Raw genomic sequence first — 19,530 nt, 5'->3', positions numbered from 1 at the left:
CTCAACTAACGTGCCAACCCTGCGATCAATTCCCGGCGGGGGTGGATGTGAGCTCGATCACGTAGGTCCGTGGCAGGTACCGACCCAGTCCAACGACGACAGGAACCCGGATCTTCCCGCTCACGGCAGGGTGCGTCCGAGAAAGTCGAGCACTCGGGTGGCCACCACAGTCCCACCGAACCCAGGTGCCTGCGCAGCGCGGGAAAGATCCCGAGCAGAATGCTGCGGTCGCCGCGGACCACCAGCGGTCGCAGGCCTGGCAGGTCCGCCCTGGCGACCGCCAGATCGTCCGCCAGCGCGTGAGCGGCCCGCACCGTCTCGGACAGTGCAACCACGCCCGTCGGTTCGTCCCGGTCGGTGCGGTCGATCACGGTCGCGGCGTCGCCGAGATCTCGGCCGACCATCGCGGACAGGCGCTCCGCACCCGTGCGCCTTTTCGGTAGCGGGAACAACCGGAAAGGCGCACGGGCGCGAAGCGCCTGGTTCTACCCTGAACAGGTGGTGGCTCTCGTTCGAGCGGTCCGGCGGCTGGCTCTGGGACGGCCCCTGCGCAGTGACGACCTCGGGGAGCAGTTGCTGACCAAGCGTCTGGCGCTGCCGATCTTCGCGTCCGACCCTCTGTCGTCCGTGGCGTACGCGACGCAGGAGATCCTGCTGATCCTGTCCCTGGGCGGACTCGCCTATTTCTACCTGACGCCGTATCTGGCGGCCGGGGTCGTGGTGCTTCTCGCCGTGGTCGCCCTGTCGTACCGCCAGGTGGTGTACGCCTACCCCAGCGGGGGCGGCTCGTACGAGGTGGCAACGAAGAACCTCGGGCCGTCCGCGGGTCTGACGGTGGCGTCGGCACTGCTCATCGATTACGTCATGACGGTGGCGGTGTCGGTGTCGGCGGGTGTCGACAATCTCATCTCCGCCGTGCCCGCGCTGAACACGCACCGGGTGGCGCTGGCCGTGGCGTTCGTCGTGCTGCTGACGGTGATGAACCTGCGCGGGATCCGCGAATCGGGAACCACGTTCGCCTTCCCGACGTACGGGTTCATCGCCGGGGTGATGATCCTGATCGTGACGGGGTTCGTCCGTGTCGCGGCCGGTTCGACACCCGTCGCCGAAAGTGCCGGGTACACCATCGAACCGGAACTGTCCGGGCTGACCGGTCTGGCCCTCGTGTTCTTCGCGCTGCGCGCGTTCTCGTCCGGATGTACCGCGCTGACCGGTGTGGAGGCGATCTCCAACGGGGTGCCCGCGTTCCGTAAACCCAAGAGCGCCAACGCCGCGAAGACACTCATGGCGATGGCGGCCACAGCGATCGTGATGTTCGCGGGAATCACCGCGCTGGCCATCGTCGCCAAGGTGCACGTCGCGGTGAACCCGTGCGATCTGATCGGGTTCGCCGGAAACTGCGAGACCGATCCGCAGCGCACCGTCATCGCCCAGATCGCGGCGGCCGTGTTCGGTGGCACCACCAACATCGGCTTCTTCTACGTCCAGGCCGCGACCGTGCTGATCCTCGTGCTCGCCGCGAACACCGCCTACAACGGTTTCCCACTGCTCGCCTCGGTGCTCGGCCGCGACCGCTACCTCCCGGTCCAGCTGAACACCCGCGGCGACCGGCTGGCGTTCAGCAACGGCATCGTGCTCCTCGCCGTGACGGCGGGCGGATTGATCGTCCTGTTCGACGCGTCCGTCACCCACCTCATCCAGCTGTACATCCTCGGCGTGTTCACGTCCTTCACCCTCAGCCAGGCGGGCATGGTCCGGCACTGGAATGGTGTGCTGGCAACCGAATCCGACGCCCGTGAACGTCGTCGCATCCACGGCAGGCGGGCCCTCAACGGCACCGGCGCCGTCCTCACCGGCACCGTCCTGATCATCGTCACGATCACGAAGTTCACCCAGGGCGCCTACCTTGTGGTCATCGCCATGCCGATCCTGTTCTTCCTGATGCGCGGGGTGCGGCGGCACTACGACCGGATTGCAGCTGCCCTCGTCGTCGACGAGGACAGCTTCACCCTCCCCTCCCAGGTGCACACGATCGTGCTGGTGTCCGTGCTCAACAAACCCACCGCCCGGGCCCTCGCCTACGCCCGCGCCACCCATCCGACGACCCTGGAAGCCGTCACCGTACTGGGCGACAACACCGGAAAACTGCAGCGGGAGTGGGAGAAGTACGAAATTCCGGTGCCGTTGAAAGTCCTCGAATCGCCCTACCGTGAAGTCACCCGGCCCATCGTCGGGTACGTGAAATCCGTCCGGAAGCGGATCCCGGACGGCGTCGTCACCATCTTCATCCCCGAGTACGTGGTCGGTCGATGGTGGGAACACCTGCTGCACAACCAGAATGCGCTGCGCCTCAAGGGCAGGTTGCTGTTCACGTCCGGCGTGATGGTCACAAGCGTGCCGTGGCTGCTCGATTCGGCCACCCGGGTCGGGGCGCCGCTCGGCAAGCCCGCGCCGGGTGACATCCGGCGCGGCCTGCCCACCACTCCCGAGCTCAGCGGAAAGTCGACTTCAGGTACTCCGTGAGACCGTCGACCGCGACCGGACTCTGCCGGAACCCCAGATAGCCGTCCGGGCGGACGACGAACGCGGCGGAACCCTCCGCGCCGTACGCGTGCGCGAACTCGCCGTCACGGTCCCGGACGAGGGGAAGCACCGTTTCCCCGACCTCGGCGGAAGGCGACGCGACGAGGTACGTGTCGACGAGTCCCTGGGTCGCCGCGCCCACCGACGTCGCCGCGGCCTCGAGCAGTTCCAGCCCGCGCGCGTCGACCGATTCGTCGGCGTACAGCAGCAACGTGTGGTTGCGTCCCGCGAGGAGAGTGAACAGCCGGAGGGGGGATGCGACCGCGGCGCGGGTCAGCCCGCGGGCGTCTGGCGCCCGACTGCCGGGCGCGAGCGCCGCATTCGACTCCGGTTGGGCGACGATCGGACTGTCCGCGTAGCTGATGAGGAGTTGGGCCTCGCGTCGGATCACATAGTCGGGATCCGACGACCCCGCCCCGATCCCCTCCCGGGCGCTGCGCACGGTGCGTCCCACCACCTCCTCCCCGATGGGTCGCCGTTCGGCGTCGTAACTGTCCAGCAGGTCGGGGGCCGCGGCGCCGGACACGGCCAGCGCGACCTTCCACGCCAGGTTGTGCGCGTCCTGGATGCCGGTGTTCATGCCCTGCGCGCCGGTCGGCGGATGAATGTGGGCGGCGTCGCCCGCGACGAACACCCGCCCGCGCCCGTACGAGTCGACGATGCGGTGGCTGATCCGGAAGATGGACGACCAGCGGAGGTTCGACGCCCGCGTCGGCTCGGGCGACAGGCGGTCGAGCACGGCCTGGATGTGGCTCAGCTCCGGTTTCGGTCCCGCCTCGAAACCGTGCGCGATCTTGTCGGCCGCCGGGGTGCCGGTGCCGGCCAGGTCGCTGGGCACCAGCATCGACATCCGGTAGCGGCGGCGCCCGGGCAGCGGAATGCACACGAGCAGGTCGTCGGTCTCGCCGTCCGTCTGGTGCATCGACCGGATCCCGTAGCCGCGGGGCATCGTCCAGTCGACTTCGACGTCGCCGAGCATGTACTGCTCGAGGAACGCACCGCCCTCGAAGGTGAGGCCGAGGCCCTTGCGGACCACGCTGTGGGCGCCGTCGCAGCCGAAAAGGTACTGGGTTCGGACGGTTTCGTCGCCGTCCGCGCCGGTGACCGTGGCGACGACGCCGTCGTCGTCCTGTTCGAACGTCGTCAGTCTCGTTCCTCGTTCGATCGTGGTGCCGAACGTGGCCAGGTATTCGGTGAGGATGCGTTCGGTCTCGTACTGGGGCAGCCCGATGAATTCGAACGGGACGTCGGCCGGCAGCGACAACTCCAGACGGGCGACCTCGTCGCCGTTGACGTACACGATCTGCCCGCGCATCTGGATCGCCGCGTCCAGGATGTGCCGCAGCACGCCCATGCTCTCGAAGACCTCGAGGCTGCGGGGTTGGATCCCCACCGCCTTCGCGTACTGCGGTGGCTCGAGCAGGGGATCGATGATGCGGCAGGCGACACCTCGCCTGCGCAGTTCGATCGCCGCCGTCAGACCGACCGGACCAGCTCCGACCACCAATACCTCGGGATGCACCACAAGACACCGCCTCGTCAGCAGGGACCGACCACCGATCAGTATGCGGGACCGACGATGCACGTGACCGGCGTTCGGGCCAGACTCGGATCCGTCACGTTCGCGGGGTGTGGAGTCTCGGCCGGTGAACGGCTTCCCGGGCCACCAGTTCGATCGTGACGGCCACCGCACACGTCTGCGCGAGCAGCAGCCCGACGAGGACGAGGATCTGCACCGCCCCGGCCTGAACGGCAGAACCGCTTGCCAGCAGCACCCCGACGAACGCCCCCGGCAGGGTGACCAGCCCGACGGTCCGGGTCTGGTCGAGTCCCGGGAGCAACGCGTCCGAGGCGGCATACCGGACCACTTCCATGCGGGCATCACGGACGTCGAGTCCGAGACTGAGCCCCGCCTCCACCTCACCCCACCGTTGATCGACCGCATCGAGCGCGCGTCGCGCGGCGAGGGAGGTGGCCGTCATCGCACCACCGAGCACGATTCCCCCGATGGGAACGAGAGCGACACCTTCGAGCGGCACCACCCGGCTGACCAGCATCAACGGCAACACGATGCCGACACCCGCGGCGAGGGACAGCGCCAGCCACCCGGCGGACCGCCCGGCTTTCGCGCGGCGAGCGGACGTTCCCACCGCCGCCGCGAACATCACGACGAGCACGAGGATCGACGACCACAGATGCGCGAGCGCCGCGGCCAGGATCAGGGACACCGCGGCGAGCTGGGCAGCACCTCGAATCGCCGCACCGGGCACGACGAGTGGGCTACCGAGGTGGGTGAAGCGGTAGACCACCGCCGCGCACACGACCATCACGGTGCACAGCACAGCCAGTCCGACACCGGGATTCGCCAGGGACGTACTCACCCGGCTCAGTGTTCCTCACTTCCTGGCCACGGCGATACCGAGTGAGCGTTATGCCGACGTATACCGGGGTGTGCGTGCGACCATGGAAGGAGTCGACGCTCTACGCCCGAGAACCTGACCGGAGGCCGTGGCGATGGACGACCGGGCGAACACAGCGCACCCGCGGGTCGTGGTCGAGACCGAACACGGCCGGGCGAGCTACCGCGCGGGCAAGGCCGTCCGCATCGGCCGGGATCCGCAATTGGAGATCACGATCATCGATCCCGTGGTGTCACGTGAGCATGCACGGCTGACGTGGGACGAGGGATGGCAGCTCGTCGATTCCGACAGCAAGAACGGGATCTTCGTCGACGGCGAGCGTCGAGAAAAGGTTCCCGTCACGAACCACGTCGTCGTCCGCCTGGGCGACGCGGTCGAGGGACCGATCGTGCGGATCTCGGTCGAGGATCCCGACGCGACGCGACAGGACGTGGGCGGCCGATGGGACGAGTCGACGATCGACGTGGGGGCATCGAGCGCCCCACCCCCGACACCGCACGAGGCGGTCCCGACGGGATCACTCACGGTGGGACGGTCACCCGACAACGACATCGTCGTCCGGGACGTGCTGGCCTCACGCCATCACGCGATCGTCCACAACGTGCCGTCCGGCCTCGAGATCGACGACCTGGGGAGCGTCAACGGCACGTTCGTCGGCGGCGCCCGGGTGTCGCGCGCGCAGCTGACCGAAGGTGACGTCGTCACGATCGGCAACACCGATCTCAGTGTGAAGGACGGCCGGCTCGTTCCACGGCAGGCGGTGGCTCCGACCGCAGGTGGGCTGCGGGTGGACGGCGTCGGGCTCACCATCGAAGGCGGGCGGCGGCTGCTCGAGGACGTCACGTTCACGGCCCAGCCGGGGAGTCTCACCGCGGTGATCGGCCCCTCCGGCGCGGGAAAGACCACGGTGGCCACCATCATCTCCGGTTCGGAACGCCCCACGGAAGGTGTGGTCGAGTTCGAGGGACGCAGCGTGCACGCCGAATACCAGGTGCTCCGCTCCCGCATCGGGATGGTCCCCCAGGACGACGTCGTGCACCGGCAGCTGACCATCCGGCAGGCGCTCGGCTACGCCGCCGAGCTGAGGCTGCCGCCGGACACCACCCGGGCCGACCGCGAGGAGGTGATCGAGACGGTGCTCGACGAACTGCAGCTGTCCGAACACGCCGACACGAGGGTCGACCGGCTGTCCGGCGGACAACGCAAACGCGCGTCCGTCGCAATGGAGTTGCTCACCGGCCCGTCCCTGCTGATCCTCGACGAACCGACCTCGGGTCTCGACCCCGCGCTCGACCGGCAGATCATGGCGACGTTGCGCCGCCTCGCCGATTCGGGCCGCGTCATCGTCATCGTCACGCATTCGCTGTCGTATCTCGAGATGTGCGATCAGGTCCTGCTCCTCGCACCGGGCGGCAAGACCGCCTACGTGGGCCCGCCGGACCGGGTCGGGGCCGCGCTGGGCAGCACCGATTGGGCCGACATCTTCGCCCGCGTCGCGGCCGACCCCGACGGGGTGTTCGCCGAGTACCGCGCCACCCGCCCCGCCGTAGAGGTGCCACCACCGAGTCCGCCCGGACCTCTCGGCAGTCCCGCGCACACGTCGCGACGCAAGCAGTTGAGCACCGTCGTCCGCCGCCAGGCGCGGCTCATCCGCGCCGACCGTGGGTACCTGATCTTCCTGTCCCTTCTCCCGTTCGTGCTCGGCGGCCTGGCCGTGCTCGTGCCCGGCGACACGGGATTCGGTCCGTCGGGCCTCGACGAATCCGGCGAACTCACCCAGATCCTGGTCGTGCTGATCCTCGGCGCCGCCTTCATGGGTTGCTCACTGACAATCCGCGATCTGGTCGGAGAGCGCATGATCTATCACCGCGAACGTGCCGCCGGTCTGCTCCCGTCCGCCTACCTGACGGCGAAGATCGTCGTATTCTGCGCCGCTGCCATCGTGCAGTCGGCGATCATGGTGATGATCGTCTTCGTGGGCAAGGGTTTTCCGGGCCGGGGCAGCGTGATCCCCTCCGGCTCCGTCGAATTGATCGTGGACATCGCCGTCACCACCTGCTCCTGCGTCCTGGTCGGACTGGCGTTGTCGTCGGTCGCCCGCTCGAACGAGCAGGTGATGCCGATGCTGGTGGTCACGATCATGGTGCAGTTGGTGATGTGCGGAGGACTGATCACGATCACCGGACGCGCGGTGCTCGAACAGGTGTCGTGGCTCTTCCCGTCGCGCTGGGGGTTCGCGGCCGCCGCATCGACGGTGGACCTGCGCACGAACGCCACGGGCACCGAGCCCGATACGCTCTGGCAGCACGCCGCATCGTGGTGGCTGCTCAGCATCGCCATGCTGGTGCTCATCAGTTGTGTCCTCGCGGTCGTCACCTACAGCCGACTCCGGCTGCGCCGTTCCCGCCGACGCTGAAACAGATGCTGCGGTGTTCTACTCGTCGCCGAGACCCGCCGGTGCCCCGACGTCGAAGACGTTCATCATCTGAGACAGGGTCCGGTAATAACCCACGACTACCACGAGTTCGAGCAGCGCCGAGGAACCGAGGCGGGCTTCGAATCGGCGGAATTCCTCGTCTCCGAGGGTGTTGGTGCCCTCGAGCAGATGACGGCACACGTCGTACGCGGCCTGTTCGGTGGCGTCTTCGGAACCGAAGTCGCCACCCCGAAGTGCCGTCATCTCTTCGTCGCTCAGTCCGACGGCGTGTCCGACCCGTTCGTGGGCGTAACGTTCGAATTCGCTTTCCGTTGCGGCCGCGACCGCCAGTATCGCGATTTCTCTGATCCGGGCGGTCATCGCCGTCCGATAGCGCACCGCACTTCCGAGTTCCTGCAACGCAAAACCGAGCCCGGGCACATGCAGCATCAACCCGAACGGCCCGTTGAGCCTGCCGTGGTCATCCTGAAGCGCGAACAGCTGAGGCCCCTGAGCACGCGGCCCCGTCACGATGCTGTCGTACAACGCCTTCTGCTCGACGTCCAGCTCGGCGGGCTCCAGGGACGCGATCCGTGAATCTGCCATGTAAGTACCATCTTTCAACGATTTCGGCGCGGGGAGGCGTGGTGACGAGTCAGAGTATGCCGCGCCCGGCGCTGTTGCCCTCCGCCGGCATCGAATCGCACCCCGAACTGTAGCTATTCGTCCGCTGGATTCCCTCCATATCGAACTGCCGATTCCCGAATATTCCCTGATCCGCCACCCTTGAGCCACGGGCCACCTCGCCGAGTGGACCCGCGACCAGGCGAAGAGGTGACGTCAGCGTGAGAACCCCGGTCGGGCAGCCCGCCCGATACGAGACCCAATCCTGTCCCGACATCGAGTTCGGGCGTCCCGGCGGGCACGTCCTCCGACTCGATCTGACTCTGCCGATCGACGTTGCGAAACCCGCCGTCGTCCTCTACCTGCACGGCGGTGGTTGGATGATCGGCTCTCGCAAGAGTCATGCCGCGCGGGCGGAGCGGCTCGCGCGGCACGGATTTGCCGTCGCGAGCATCGACTACCGCCCCTCCACCGCCGCTCCCCTCCCCGCCCAGATCATCGACGTCGCGACCGCGCTCGAGTGGCTGAAAGGTCCCGGGCAAGGCTTCGGTGTCGACGCGACTCGTGTCGCGCTCTGGGGAGCATCGGCAGGTGCCCATCTCGCGCTTCTGGCCACCGCCACTTCGGCGATTCCGCGGGCAGCGCACGACCTGCCCGGTCCACCCGTGCAGGCCGCTGTCGGCTACTTCGGATGTTACGACCTCACCTCGCGGGGCGACCTCGACCGTCCGGATGACGGGTCGCCGGTACCGCGTGAAATCCGCGAGCAGGACTGGCCGCCAGGGGTCCCCGCACCGCCGTCGTCTCGCTACCTGAGGGCCCGATTGCTGGGAGTCGACGAGTTGACGGTGAGCGATCGCGATCTCGCCGCCATCAGCCCATTTGCGAAGGCGCACGACATCCACGTGCCGGTCTTCCTGCTCCACGGAACACGCGACTCGGTCACGTCGGTGCAGCAGAGCCGGCGGATGGCGCAGGAACTTCGACGCCGAGGGGAGGCGGTGCGCCTGCGCCTTCTCGAGGGCGCCAACCACGAGGACCCCGCGTTCGACACGGACGCCACGATCGCCGAAGTCGCCGGGTTCCTACACGAACACCTGGACCGGTCCTGCCCCACACCCCCCGCTTCCCACGATGCCGTACAACAAGGAGATTGATTCGAAATGACCGCTCGAGTAATAGTCGTCGGCGGCGGACCGTCGGGTCTGACGGTCGCGACCGAACTGGCCCGGGCCGGAGTCGACGTCGTCGTCCTCGAACGTCGAACGCAGCCGGTGCAGTCGCGAGCCGGGACTGTTCTGCCGAGAGTTCTCGAGCTACTCGATTCTCGGGGCCTTGCGCAGAAGTTCATCGACAGGGCCGCGAAGATTCGCTCCAATCCGCTGATTCCCGTGCATATCTGGGCCGGGATGCAACCCGTGGAATGGCGCCACCTCGAATCGAGGTTCGGATTTCGGCTGGTTCTTCCCCAGAACCACACCGAGGAACTGTTGCTCGAGGAAGCGCTCCGTCTCGGAGTCGTCGTCAGGCACGGCGTGACCGTCGAATCCGTCGTTCAGCAGTCCACCGCCGTGACCGCGACCGCGGTGGCCGAGGACGGACCCGTGAGCCTGTCAGCCGACTACCTGGTCGGCGCCGACGGTGGGCGAAGTATCGTGCGGTCGCAACTCGGTCTCGGTTTCGAGGGGCACGGGCCGACCTTCACCGGAATCGTGGCAGACCTGAGGATGGATCGGCCCTGGCCCGAAGCGCGGCGGATGATCGACAACGACAAGGGGTGGGTCACCTCGTTTCCGTTCGGCGAGAACGAATCCGTCACCCGGTTCAACATCGTGCACGCCGAGCGCAGGCACGCCCCTGCGGCGGAGCCGGTCACGGCCGACGAGGTTCGCCGATGCCTCACCGATGTCCTCGAGAAGGACCTGCCGTTCGACGATCTGGTGTGGGCGTCCCGCTTCACCGATTCGCTCAGAATCGCAACGAAATTCCAGCAGGGTCGAGTGTTCCTCGTCGGCGAATCGGCTCGCATCCACTACCCCGCCAGCGGCGTCGGGATGAACTTCTGCATCCAGGACGCGTTCAATCTCGGGTGGAAGCTCGCCGCGGTGATCAACGAACACGCGGGACCGGCACTCCTGGAAACCTACGAGTCCGAACGCCGCCCAGTGGCCGAGGCGCTGCTGAGAAGCGTCGCGGCGCAGTGTTCGGTCCAGTTCGACTTCACGCCGGAGGGGGTGGCATTCAAGCGGATGTTCGAACGCGACCTGTTGCCCATTCCGGAAGTCAATCGCCGAATCGGGCTCGAACTCAACGGGCTGTCCTTCCCGTACCCTGCTGAGTCACACCACCATCCGATGGTCGGATTGCGCTGCCCCGACCTGGATCTCGTCACCGCGACCGGTCCGATGAGGATGGGTGAAATGCTGCGCGATTCTTCACTCGTCCTCATCGACGCCACCGGGGCGGGCACCTACGCAGACCTCGCTCTGCAGGGCGCGCCGGTGCGCGCATACACCGGCCACATCGTTCTCGCACCCACTGGCCTGGGCGACGTCGCGAGCCTCCTGGTCAGGCCTGACGGGTACATCGCGTGGGCCAGCGCCGGCGCCCCCGCGCGTGAAGATGCTCAGCTGGCGATCAAGCGGTGCCTCGCCGTCGAATGAAATGCCGGGAGGGTCGTCTCGGTGTACCCGAGACGACCCTACCCACACGGGTTCTGCACTCACTCCAGAGACTTGACGAGTTGCGCTCGGAGCCAGCGGTGTTCGGGATCCGCGTTGTACATCGGGTGCCACCACAGGGCATGGTTCAGTGGGGCGAGATTCAAGGGGAAGTCGACCGACCGAATTCCCATTCCGCCGCTCATCCGGGCCGCCAATCGCTCCGGCAGAAGCGCGATCCGATCGGTGTGGGCGACGAAATACGGCAGCGCCAGGTAATTTTCGCCGACAACCTGCACATACGGTTCGACCCCCTGAGCCCGGACCTGATGCAACGGTGTCGTCGCGGCGTGGGGATGCGTCTGAAACACAGCCCACGGGTATTCGGTGAGCTGGTCCAGCCGTATGGTGTCCCCGACGTGCTCGTTGTCCTCGGCCACCACGCAGACCCACCGGTCGGAGAAGAGGTCGACCGAGGGCAGGTCGCTGACGAAGCCACGGGGTACGACGAGGGCATCAGCGGTACGGAGGCTGTCCGATGCACGGTCGACGATCTCCGGTCGCAACTGGACGAAGTTGATGCGCAGGTGCGGAGCCTGCGCCAGCAGATCGCGGGTGATGGTGTCTCCGACGGCGGCGAGCATGTAGTCGGACATGATCAGGGTGAACTCTCGGCTGGACCGTTCGATCTCGATACCCGGCTCGGCGTCGAGCACCCGATCGACCGCCGAGATCGCCACCGTCGTGCGCTCGACCAGGCTGCGGGCGAGCGGCGTGAGCTGATACGAGTTGCCGACCCGGGCCAGTAGCGGATCCCCGAAGTACCTCCGAAGCCGCGCGAGCGCCGCACTCATTGCCGGCTGACTCAGACCGACTTCGATCGCCGCGCGGCTCACGCTTCGCTCGCGCAGAAGCGCGTCCAGAGACACGATGAGGTTGAGGTCCAGCTTGGCGCGATGACCGGAGATCCGCTGTATCGAGCTCATGGATACAAACTATAGGCAACCCGTCGTTCCCAAATAACCGCGGGAAAATGAGACTGAGCGCAGTCACTCTGCCTCTCTCCGAACAGGACACTCATGGACCCGAGTCATGCCCAACCGCGCCGCACTCTCCTCCGGGGAGCAACGGTCGTCAGCGTCGATCCGGCCATCGGAAACCTCGATCGAGCCGACATTTTGATCAGCGACGATCTGATCGCAGGAATCGACACGCGGATCGACGTCGAGCCGGAGGTCGAGGTCGTCGACACCGACGGAATGATCGCGCTGCCCGGATTTGTCGACACTCACCGCCACACCTGGCAGAGCGTCATGCGGCATGGATACGCCGAACTCGATCCCCTCCAGTACTTCGACGAAATACTCAGGGGAATCGGGGCGGCGTACGAGCCCGAGGACGTCCGGATCGGAAACCTCCTCGGCGCGGTGTCGGCGTCGAGTGCCGGGACGACCACCCTCTTCGATTGGTCCCACATCCAGAATTCACCCGAGCATTCCGACGCTGCGGTCAGCGGTCTGCGCGAGGCGGGTATCCGTGCCGTCTTCGGCCACGGATGGCCACTGCAGGGCGACGGGCGCTGGACCGAGAACAGCACGCTCACCCACCCGGCCGACATCGAACGGCTGCAGAAGCAGCACTTCACCGACCCGGGCGGACTCGTGACGTTGGCCATGGCGGCCAGGGGCCCCGAGATGACGGCGTCCGGCGTGTGGCAGGCCGACCTCGCCCTCGCGCGCGACCTGGGCATCCGCACGTCGGTGCATGCCGGTGCGTACCCGCACAACGAACCGGTCCACGCCGTGGCCCAGTACGACAAGGCGGGCCTTCTCGCCGACGACCTGACGTTCGTGCACTGTTGCCGCTCCTCCGACGCCGAACTCGCGATGATCGCCGAGGCCGGTGCCACCGTGTCGATCGGCGTGCACTGCGAGCTCAACTCGCAAGGCATCGGCGACGTCCCGCTCGACCGGATGCTCGCCGCCGGCGTACGACCGAGCCTCAGCGGGGATACCGAAACCAAATGCAGCGGAGACATGTTCACGCAGATGCGGATGCTCTTCGGCTATCACCGTTCGTGGATGGGCGGCGGCCACAGCTCGGTCGCGGCCGATCGCGCACAGCTCCTCCTGAGCGATGTGCTCGCATTCGCCACCATCGAGGGGGCGAGAGCTCTCGGACAGGGCGACCGCATCGGCTCGCTCACTCCCGGCAAGCAGGCCGACATCGTCCTGGTGCGTGCAACGGACCTGAACCTCGTGCCCGTCCTCGATCCGGTGGCCTCGGTGGTTCTCGCCGCTCACGAGGGCAATGTCGATTCGGTGCTCATCGGCGGCCGATTCGTCAAGCGCGGCGGAGTCGTGCTCGGGTGTGACCCGTCCGCTCTCGTGAGCGCGGCGGCGGCATCGCAACGACGGATCCTGGGAAGACGCGCCGGCAGCTAGCACTCGTGTGCACGTGCCCCCTGGCCGAACTGGGTGTATTCGTCGCACGAATTCCCTCCATCACGACTTACCGCTTCCCGGATAACCCGAGAACAGGAACAGTGATGGTCATCACCACCGCAACAAAGGAGCAAGGCATTGACCATGTCACGCGGGGACGAATTCCGGCGCGGGTGGCCGACTCTGTCAGCGGCCGCCGTGGGTGTCGGCACTGGGGTATCCGGGCTCGCCATCTACTCGGCGGGTCTGTTCACCAGCGATCTCGGTAGGGAGATCGGCCTCAGCGCTGCGATGTACGGGCTGTCCATCACCTTGCTGACCTTCGGGATGGCACTCGCCGCCCCCGTCGTCGGCTACGCCGTCGACAAGTTCGGAGTCAAGGCCCCGACGATTGCCGGAGCACTGTGCCTGGCAACCGGATTCGCCGCACTGGGAACGGTCGTGCACTCCGTGCCGGCCTACATGACAGCGATGGCGTTGATCGGATTCTTCGGTGCAAGTTCCGGACCGATTGCCTTCACCCGGGCGGTGAGCAGCTGGTTCGACCGCGCCAGGGGCCTCGCGCTCGGCATCACGATGATGGGAATGGGACTTTCCGGCGCCATCATTCCGGTCGCCATCGGCCGCGTCATCGAACTCGAAGGATGGCGGCTCGGCTACCTCACGTTGGCCTGCATCGCGCTCGCCGGAACCCTCCCCACCCTCTTCCTCCTGAAGATCGCACCGCGACGCGGAAGCATGCAGGGAACGCCCGGACTGGCGGCCGACGACGGTGACGACTTCGCCACCATCCGCCGGAACCCGCTCTACTGGCGGTTGGTCCTCACATTCGGCCTGATGTCGGTCGCCTTCACCGGCCTCGTCCCCTACCTGGTCCCGATGCTTCGGCAGTACGGGATGAGCGTCGGCGGTGCGGCATCGATCGCATCGATCATGGGACTCGCAGTCATCCTGAGCCGACTGATGATCGGACTGCTCATCGACGTCCTCCGGCCGACCGCGGTCGCGGCCTCGCTCTGCGTGCTGTGCGCCACCGGTGTCGTGCTGTTCGCGGTCGGCGGAGTCGGATTCGCCCCCGTCCTGGCCTTTACGCTGGGGTGCATGCTCGGCGCCGAGCTGGATATGGTGGGCTTCTTCACGTCCCGCTATTTCGGGCTCGCCGCGTTCGGAAAAGCTTATGCAGGCCCCTACATGGCGTTCGTCCTCGGCGGCGGCATCGCGCCCCTGTGGGTCGGTGCCGTGGTGGACCGAACAGGAAGCTACACCGCAGTCCTCTACCTCGTCGCCGCGCTGACGGTGCTGTGCGCCGTCGCCTTCGTGGCCCTGCCGTCCCCGCGGGGACCGAGGCAGGTAACCACCGGCCCTTCCGATACGAGGCCCACGCCCGCCTCCGTCAACGCAGACCACTGACCACACACCACAGACAACGCTCCAGGAGAACCACTTTCATGCGTATCGCCAACATCGACGGCCGTGCCGCTCTCGTCTTCGGAGACGAGGGTTCCGAACGAGCCGTCGACCTCGCCCACGCCTCCCGCGGCCGGTTCGGCCCCGAACTGCCCGCCGTCTACCAGGCTTGGGACGACATCACCGGATGGGTGGCGGAACAGGACATCCAGCAGCTGACGGGGAACAGCGTCCCCATCGACCGGTCCCGTCTCCGCGCACCGTCGCCGGCTCCCCGGCAGGTGTTCGCGTTCGGGCTGAACTACCACGCCCACGCCACCGAATCCGGCTTCGAATCCCCCACGCACCTGCCGCCCGTGTTCACCAAGTACGCGTCCAGCTTCACCGGCCCCGACAGCGACGTCGTAATTCCTGCCGGCGGCAACGTCGACTGGGAGATCGAACTCGTCGCCGTCATCGGCCGCGCGACCAGCAACATCGACGGGGCCGACGCCTGGTCCCACATCGCCGGTCTCACCGCCGGCCAGGACATCTCCGAACGGATCACCCAGACCCGTGGTCCGGCACCGCAATTCGGTCTCGGCAAGTCCTTCGCCGGGTTCTCCCCGCAAGGTCCGTGGCTGGTGACCCCGGACGAGTTCGCCGACCCCGACGACCTCGAACTCGGCTGCACCGTCGACGGCGAGGAAGTGCAGAAGGGTCGCACCCGCGACCTGATCTTCCCGGTCTCGAAGCTGATCGCCGCCCTCTCCCGCACCGTCACCCTCTACCCCGGGGATGTGATCTTCACCGGCACCCCGGCCGGCGTCGGCGTCGGCCGCGATCCGCAAAGGTTCCTGCGGCCCGGCGAGGAGCTCGACAGCTGGATCGACGGCATCGGCACACTTCATCAGCGTTTCGTCGCCGACCCCGGCGCGAAGTAGAGGACGCGATCATGGCACTGCACGGACTGGGCAAGGTCACCCTCGGCGTCCCCAACGTCGACGCGACCATCGCCTACTACGTCGAATTCGGACTCGAACACCGCGGGGGCGGGGTGTTCGCCACCCGCAACGGCGGCGAACAACTCGAGATCGTCAACGCACCCACGCGTCGACTGGTCGAGTTGACGGTCGCCGCCGACGACCCCGACGACATCGCCGCCGTCACCGCGCGGCTGACCGGACTCGGTGTGGCGACCCGTCAGAACGGCACGTCCGTCAGTGCCGTGGAACCGGCCACCGGCACCCGGGTGCGGGTGCAGGTCCGGTCCCGGATCGTCATCGAACCCGCGGTGTCGCCGACGCCGTACAACGGTCCGGGCCGGATCGACCGCTGGGGGCGGGCCCCGTTCCTCACCCGCACCGAGCCGGTGCGCCCCCGCAAACTCGGACACGCAGTGATCGGGTCCACCGACCTCGAAACCACAAAGAAATTCTTCACCGACGGTCTCGGCTTCAAGGTCAGCGACTACATGGGCGACAAGGCGGCATTCCTGCGCTGCTCCGTCGAGCACCACAACGTGCTCGTCATGGCCGCACCGGTGAACTTCATGCACCACACCAGCTGGCAGGTCGACGACATCGACGAGGTCGGCCGCGGCGCCCACGCGATGCTCGAGAACAACCCCGAACGCCACATCTGGGGTCTCGGCCGGCACCACGCCGGCGCGAACTTCTTCTGGTACCTCAAGGACCCGGCGGGGAACTTCTCCGAGTACTACTCCGACATGGACACCGTCCCCGAGGACGAACTCTGGAGCCCGGAAGTGCTGCACGGCCTGCAAGGTCTGTACGCGTGGGGACCACCCCCGCCGTCGTCGTTCCTCGAGCCGGACGATCTCGCCGCCCTGATGACCGGAGCTCACTCCGCCACCGGGTGACGAGCCGGTCGAGGACTTCGTGCCGGCTAGATCAGTTCGACGACGGTTCCCAGGTCGTGCACGTGCTCGCTGTCCGACGGTTCGGTGGCCGGCGTGATGTCGCCACGTGCCGCGTGTGCCATCGATCGCGCCTCGCCCGCAGCGAAGGCGACCGGTACCGCCACGGCGACGGACAGGAGGGCAGCTCCTGCGTCGAACGCCAAGCGTGCGACACCGAAAGCACAGTTCGCCGATTCTCTGACCGTCATCGCCCGCTCCTTCATCCCAGTCCACGGGACGTAGCGGACCACTCCCTTTGACCTGACAATTACCCGTCCGACGTTACGAGGGGCCTGCACTACTCGCGAGTACCAAACCGACCAGATCGAATGATTTACCCGGAGGCCGTCGAGTCCGGGCGACGGAGGCAGAGAAGACAGGCACGTACCCGGGTAGTTCAGCCGATGCGCCCGGACCGCAACGGGACCACTCTGTAAACAGGCGTCCTCCGCGACGCGACACCACAGCGAGTGCACTGGAGCAACGACGGCATGAACCCACACACCGGGAACCACGGATATCACCTGGTTCACACGTTCCGCCCGCCCAGGGTTCGGCCGGGACACCAGGCCCTCCACGCCGCCGCGTCCAGGATCGGAATCCCGTGCACCCTCGGGGCCGGCGACCACCGCGCCTTCGACAGCTCCGGCCTCGTTCAGTGGGCCTTCAAGCAGGCCGGCATGTCGGTTCCGCGCACCACCTACGAGCAACTCCGACACGGGACCGCCGTGGACGCGAGAAACCTGCAGCCCGGTGACGTCGTTCTCTTCTACGGGGGCGGCCACGCGGGGATCTACGCGGGAAACGACACGGTCGTCCACGCACCCGCTCCGGGACGCCCGGTCACGCGAGTAGCCATGAGCTCCATGTCATTTCACGCAGCACGCCGATACTGACAACCGACCACGGCCCCCGGCCGACCTGAACAGCGGCCAGAGGCGTGACCACCCGCGACGCCATGGGCTCAGTGAGCGGCGTTGTACGCTTCCTCGATCTCGGCAGGAATACGTCCACGCGTGGACAACTCATACCCCTGCGACGTCGCCCATTCTCGAATTTCCTTCGCCTGGCTACGCCCCTGCGACGGTGATGCCACTGCAGGAGTCGACCGACGCTTCCTTCCACCGACCCGAGTTGCATGTTCGATGTAGTAGTCGAGAGTCTTGTGGAATTCCCTGGCGTTCTTGACCTTCAGATCGATCTCGTAGTCGACGCCGTCGACAGAGAACGGAATGGTCTCCCCCTTACCGTTCTTGATCGGAGTTCCGTCGATGTCGTCGATGCGTTCGACAACAACTTTCCGCGCCACAGTTCCACTCCTTCATCGTCGATAACCCGGGGAACACTACGTCGAAGTATTGTTCACCTGCCAATCCCCGACGGAGTTTTCGAACTACAGAACGGGGTCCGCCTGATTGGAGCACCCCGTTGTCGGGGTATTCGTCGGACATGACACCGAAGGATTCATCCGGACCGAAGACCACGACCACCGACAGCGGCGCCCCGGGCGCGGACAAGGACGTGATGTCCGATCCGGCCGAGGATGACAAGAGTTCGGGCGCCGACTGGAGCGGCGAAGGTGGCGCGACCCCCGAGGGGCCCGCCACCGACACCGACACAGAGGACTAGGTCACCAGGGAATCTGTCCGAGGACCACACCGATCACCAGCATCGACAGCGACACCAGCGCTGCGCGCCACAGCACCTTCTTGTGATGGTCCGCCAGCGGGACACCCGCCAGGGTCACGAGTAGGAGGATGGCCGGGACGAGGGGGCTCTGCATGTGGAACGTCTGGCCGGTGATGGATGCGCGGGCCATCTCGACCGGCTCGATGCCGTACGTGGCCGCCGTCTCGGCGAGCACGGGCATGATGCCGAAGTAGAAGGCGTCGTTGCTCATGAAGAACGTGAACGGCAGGCTCAGGATGCCCGTGATGACGGCCAGGTGCGGTCCGAGCGAGGCCGGGATGATTTCGAGCAGCCACTGCGCCATGGCCTCGACCATTCCGGTGCCCTGGAACACGCCGGTGAGGACAGCGGCGGCGAACACCATCGCGACCACGGAGACGATGCTCGACGAGTGGCGGGTGATCGCTTCCTGCTGTTCCTTGACCCGCGGGAAGTTCACCGTCAGCGCGATCGATGCGGCCACCATGAACAGGACCGGAATCGGCAGCACGTCCATCACGAGCACGACGAGGAGCGCCACGGTCACGAGCGCGTTGAACCACAGCAGCTTCGGGCGCAGCGTGGGCCGCTGGGGGTCGAGACCGTCGACGAAGCCCTGGCCGTTGTCCGATCCGGCATCGCCGGATCGGCCACCGGTTCGGGGCGCGTCGCCGTTACCCCCGGAGCCGGTCGCGGACCGCCGGAGGCCGGAGCCCGCGGAGACGAGGAGGCGCTCGTCGGTGAGTTCGAGCGTGCCGATGCGGCGGCGTTCGCTGTAGCCCAACTGCACGGCGAACAGCAGCACGACGAGCAGTCCGACCACCAGCGACGGGATCATCGGGACGAACACGTCCGACGGCGAGATACCCAGTGCGGCGGCGGCCCGGACCGTCGGTCCGCCCCAGGGGACGATGTTCATCGCGCCGTTCGCCAGGCCGGCGACCACCGTGAGGACCACGGGGCTGACCTTCAGCTTCATGTACAGCGGCAACAGCGCGGACGTCACGATGATGAACGTCGTGGATCCGTCACCGTCCAGCGACACCACCATCGCGAGCACCGCGGTGCCGACGACGAGCCGCATGGGGTCGTTGCGGACGAGCCGGAGGATGAGTTTCACCAGCGGGTCGAACAGGCCGACGTCGATCATGATTCCGAAGAAGATGATCGCGAAGAACAGCAACGCGGCCGTCGGTGCCAGCGCCTTGATCCCGTCGGTGATCATGTCGCCGATTCCGAGGCCCGCCCCGGCCGCGATGCCGAATGCGACCGGGACGGCGATCAACCCGACCACGGGAGTGGCCCGTTTGGACATGATCAGGAACATGAACACGGCCACCATCAGAAAGCCGAGTGCTACCAGCATTGCCACTCCTCGTCCGAACTCGCGTCGTGGTGTGATCGCGAT

At 66.9% G+C, this 19,530-nt stretch carries 18 protein-coding genes; 10 read left to right on the top strand and 8 right to left on the bottom strand.

Going from position 1 to position 19,530, the window contains the following annotated elements; genetic code table 11:
• Positions 1-5: 5 nt before the first annotated feature.
• Positions 6-404, bottom strand: coding sequence for a hypothetical protein (locus PSR88_RS25050; RefSeq protein WP_016883884.1), 399 nt, complete (start codon positions 402-404; stop codon positions 6-8).
• Positions 405-498: 94 nt separating this feature from the next.
• Between PSR88_RS25050 and PSR88_RS25045 the strand changes: the two genes are divergently transcribed.
• Positions 499-2,523 carry an APC family permease gene (locus tag PSR88_RS25045; RefSeq protein WP_009477967.1) on the top strand — a complete coding sequence of 675 codons (2,025 nt, stop codon included), beginning with the start codon at positions 499-501 and terminating at the stop codon, positions 2,521-2,523.
• Here PSR88_RS25045 and PSR88_RS25040 read toward each other — a convergent pair.
• Positions 2,492-4,108, bottom strand: a complete 1,617-nt coding sequence (locus tag PSR88_RS25040; RefSeq protein ID WP_016883885.1) for an FAD-dependent monooxygenase — start codon at positions 4,106-4,108, stop codon at positions 2,492-2,494. The genes PSR88_RS25045 and PSR88_RS25040 overlap by 32 nt on opposite strands.
• A gap of 91 nt (positions 4,109-4,199) precedes the next feature.
• Entirely contained in the window at positions 4,200-4,964 is a 765-nt protein-coding gene (locus PSR88_RS25035; protein ID WP_011597202.1) for an ABC transporter permease, read from the bottom strand.
• A 133-nt stretch (positions 4,965-5,097) separates the two neighbouring features.
• Between PSR88_RS25035 and PSR88_RS25030 the strand changes: the two genes are divergently transcribed.
• Positions 5,098-7,419 (top strand): ATP-binding cassette domain-containing protein, encoded by a 2,322-nt coding sequence (locus PSR88_RS25030; protein ID WP_016883886.1) that lies wholly within the window; start codon positions 5,098-5,100, stop codon positions 7,417-7,419.
• Positions 7,420-7,437: 18 nt separating this feature from the next.
• Here the strand turns inward: PSR88_RS25030 and PSR88_RS25025 are convergent, their stop codons facing one another.
• On the bottom strand, positions 7,438-8,025 hold the full coding sequence (locus tag PSR88_RS25025) for a carboxymuconolactone decarboxylase family protein (RefSeq protein ID WP_016883887.1): 588 nt from the start codon (positions 8,023-8,025) through the stop codon (positions 7,438-7,440).
• 239 nt (positions 8,026-8,264) lie between these two features.
• Between PSR88_RS25025 and PSR88_RS25020 the strand changes: the two genes are divergently transcribed.
• On the top strand, positions 8,265-9,200 hold the full coding sequence (locus PSR88_RS25020) for an alpha/beta hydrolase (RefSeq protein ID WP_016883888.1): 936 nt from the start codon (positions 8,265-8,267) through the stop codon (positions 9,198-9,200).
• Between the two features lie 6 nt (positions 9,201-9,206).
• Positions 9,207-10,706: an FAD-dependent oxidoreductase gene (locus tag PSR88_RS25015; RefSeq protein WP_016883889.1), complete on the top strand. Its 1,500-nt coding sequence runs from the start codon at positions 9,207-9,209 to the stop codon at positions 10,704-10,706.
• 59 nt (positions 10,707-10,765) lie between these two features.
• Here PSR88_RS25015 and PSR88_RS25010 read toward each other — a convergent pair whose 3' ends face one another.
• A complete protein-coding gene (locus PSR88_RS25010; protein ID WP_016883890.1) occupies positions 10,766-11,689 on the bottom strand; it encodes a LysR family transcriptional regulator in 924 nt (307 codons plus the stop codon).
• Between the two features lie 93 nt (positions 11,690-11,782).
• On the opposite strand from PSR88_RS25010, the gene PSR88_RS25005 reads away from it, so the two are divergent.
• The 4 genes from PSR88_RS25005 to PSR88_RS24990 all read left to right on the top strand — a co-directional run bounded on the left by PSR88_RS25005 (position 11,783) and on the right by PSR88_RS24990 (position 16,415).
• A complete protein-coding gene (locus PSR88_RS25005) occupies positions 11,783-13,147 on the top strand; it encodes an amidohydrolase family protein (protein ID WP_016883891.1) in 1,365 nt (454 codons plus the stop codon).
• Between the two features lie 144 nt (positions 13,148-13,291).
• Positions 13,292-14,557, top strand: coding sequence for a CynX/NimT family MFS transporter (locus PSR88_RS25000; RefSeq protein WP_016883892.1), 1,266 nt, complete (start codon positions 13,292-13,294; stop codon positions 14,555-14,557).
• 38 nt (positions 14,558-14,595) lie between these two features.
• Complete coding sequence (locus tag PSR88_RS24995) at positions 14,596-15,477, top strand: fumarylacetoacetate hydrolase family protein (protein WP_016883893.1); 882 nt, start codon at positions 14,596-14,598, stop codon at positions 15,475-15,477.
• 11 nt (positions 15,478-15,488) lie between these two features.
• Entirely contained in the window at positions 15,489-16,415 is a 927-nt protein-coding gene (locus PSR88_RS24990) for a VOC family protein (RefSeq protein WP_016883894.1), read from the top strand.
• A 26-nt stretch (positions 16,416-16,441) separates the two neighbouring features.
• On the opposite strand, the gene PSR88_RS24985 is transcribed toward PSR88_RS24990, so the two are convergent.
• Positions 16,442-16,663 carry a hypothetical protein gene (locus PSR88_RS24985; RefSeq protein WP_016883895.1) on the bottom strand — a complete coding sequence of 74 codons (222 nt, stop codon included), beginning with the start codon at positions 16,661-16,663 and terminating at the stop codon, positions 16,442-16,444.
• A gap of 282 nt (positions 16,664-16,945) precedes the next feature.
• On the opposite strand from PSR88_RS24985, the gene PSR88_RS24980 reads away from it, so the two are divergent.
• The gene (locus tag PSR88_RS24980; protein ID WP_016883896.1) at positions 16,946-17,350 is read left to right on the top strand and encodes a C40 family peptidase; all 405 of its coding nucleotides are present in this window, start codon (positions 16,946-16,948) and stop codon (positions 17,348-17,350) included.
• Between the two features lie 68 nt (positions 17,351-17,418).
• Here PSR88_RS24980 and PSR88_RS24975 read toward each other — a convergent pair whose 3' ends face one another.
• Positions 17,419-17,763: a histone-like nucleoid-structuring protein Lsr2 gene (locus tag PSR88_RS24975; protein ID WP_009477961.1), complete on the bottom strand. Its 345-nt coding sequence runs from the start codon at positions 17,761-17,763 to the stop codon at positions 17,419-17,421.
• A 140-nt stretch (positions 17,764-17,903) separates the two neighbouring features.
• Here PSR88_RS24975 and PSR88_RS24970 point away from each other — a divergent pair, with 140 nt between their 5' ends.
• A complete protein-coding gene (locus tag PSR88_RS24970) occupies positions 17,904-18,083 on the top strand; it encodes a hypothetical protein (protein WP_016883897.1) in 180 nt (59 codons plus the stop codon).
• A gap of 1 nt (position 18,084) precedes the next feature.
• Here the strand turns inward: PSR88_RS24970 and PSR88_RS24965 are convergent, their stop codons facing one another.
• Positions 18,085-19,488, bottom strand: a complete 1,404-nt coding sequence (locus PSR88_RS24965; RefSeq protein WP_016883898.1) for a CitMHS family transporter — start codon at positions 19,486-19,488, stop codon at positions 18,085-18,087.
• Positions 19,489-19,530: the final 42 nt, after the last annotated feature.

Source organism: Rhodococcus sp. DK176, assembly GCF_038447315.2.
GTDB lineage: Bacteria > Actinomycetota > Actinomycetes > Mycobacteriales > Mycobacteriaceae > Rhodococcus_F > Rhodococcus_F jostii_A.
This window is presented reverse-complemented; position numbering and strand designations above follow the sequence as displayed.

Excerpts from the sequence above, each read along its gene's own strand:
- PSR88_RS25030 (WP_016883886.1), top strand. The coding sequence starts at position 5,098 with ATGGACGACCGGGCGAACACAGCGCACCCGCGGGTCGTGGTCGAGACC.
- PSR88_RS24965 (WP_016883898.1), bottom strand. The coding sequence starts at position 19,488 with ATGCTGGTAGCACTCGGCTTTCTGATGGTGGCCGTGTTCATGTTCCTG.
- PSR88_RS25005 (WP_016883891.1), top strand. The coding sequence starts at position 11,783 with ATGGACCCGAGTCATGCCCAACCGCGCCGCACTCTCCTCCGGGGAGCA.
- PSR88_RS25000 (WP_016883892.1), top strand. The coding sequence starts at position 13,292 with ATGTCACGCGGGGACGAATTCCGGCGCGGGTGGCCGACTCTGTCAGCG.
- PSR88_RS24985 (WP_016883895.1), bottom strand. The coding sequence starts at position 16,663 with ATGACGGTCAGAGAATCGGCGAACTGTGCTTTCGGTGTCGCACGCTTG.
- PSR88_RS25050 (WP_016883884.1), bottom strand. The coding sequence starts at position 404 with ATGGTCGGCCGAGATCTCGGCGACGCCGCGACCGTGATCGACCGCACC.
- PSR88_RS25015 (WP_016883889.1), top strand. The coding sequence starts at position 9,207 with ATGACCGCTCGAGTAATAGTCGTCGGCGGCGGACCGTCGGGTCTGACG.
- PSR88_RS25010 (WP_016883890.1), bottom strand. The coding sequence starts at position 11,689 with ATGAGCTCGATACAGCGGATCTCCGGTCATCGCGCCAAGCTGGACCTC.
- PSR88_RS24980 (WP_016883896.1), top strand. The coding sequence starts at position 16,946 with ATGAACCCACACACCGGGAACCACGGATATCACCTGGTTCACACGTTC.
- PSR88_RS24995 (WP_016883893.1), top strand. The coding sequence starts at position 14,596 with ATGCGTATCGCCAACATCGACGGCCGTGCCGCTCTCGTCTTCGGAGAC.
- PSR88_RS24990 (WP_016883894.1), top strand. The coding sequence starts at position 15,489 with ATGGCACTGCACGGACTGGGCAAGGTCACCCTCGGCGTCCCCAACGTC.
- PSR88_RS25025 (WP_016883887.1), bottom strand. The coding sequence starts at position 8,025 with ATGGCAGATTCACGGATCGCGTCCCTGGAGCCCGCCGAGCTGGACGTC.
- PSR88_RS24970 (WP_016883897.1), top strand. The coding sequence starts at position 17,904 with ATGACACCGAAGGATTCATCCGGACCGAAGACCACGACCACCGACAGC.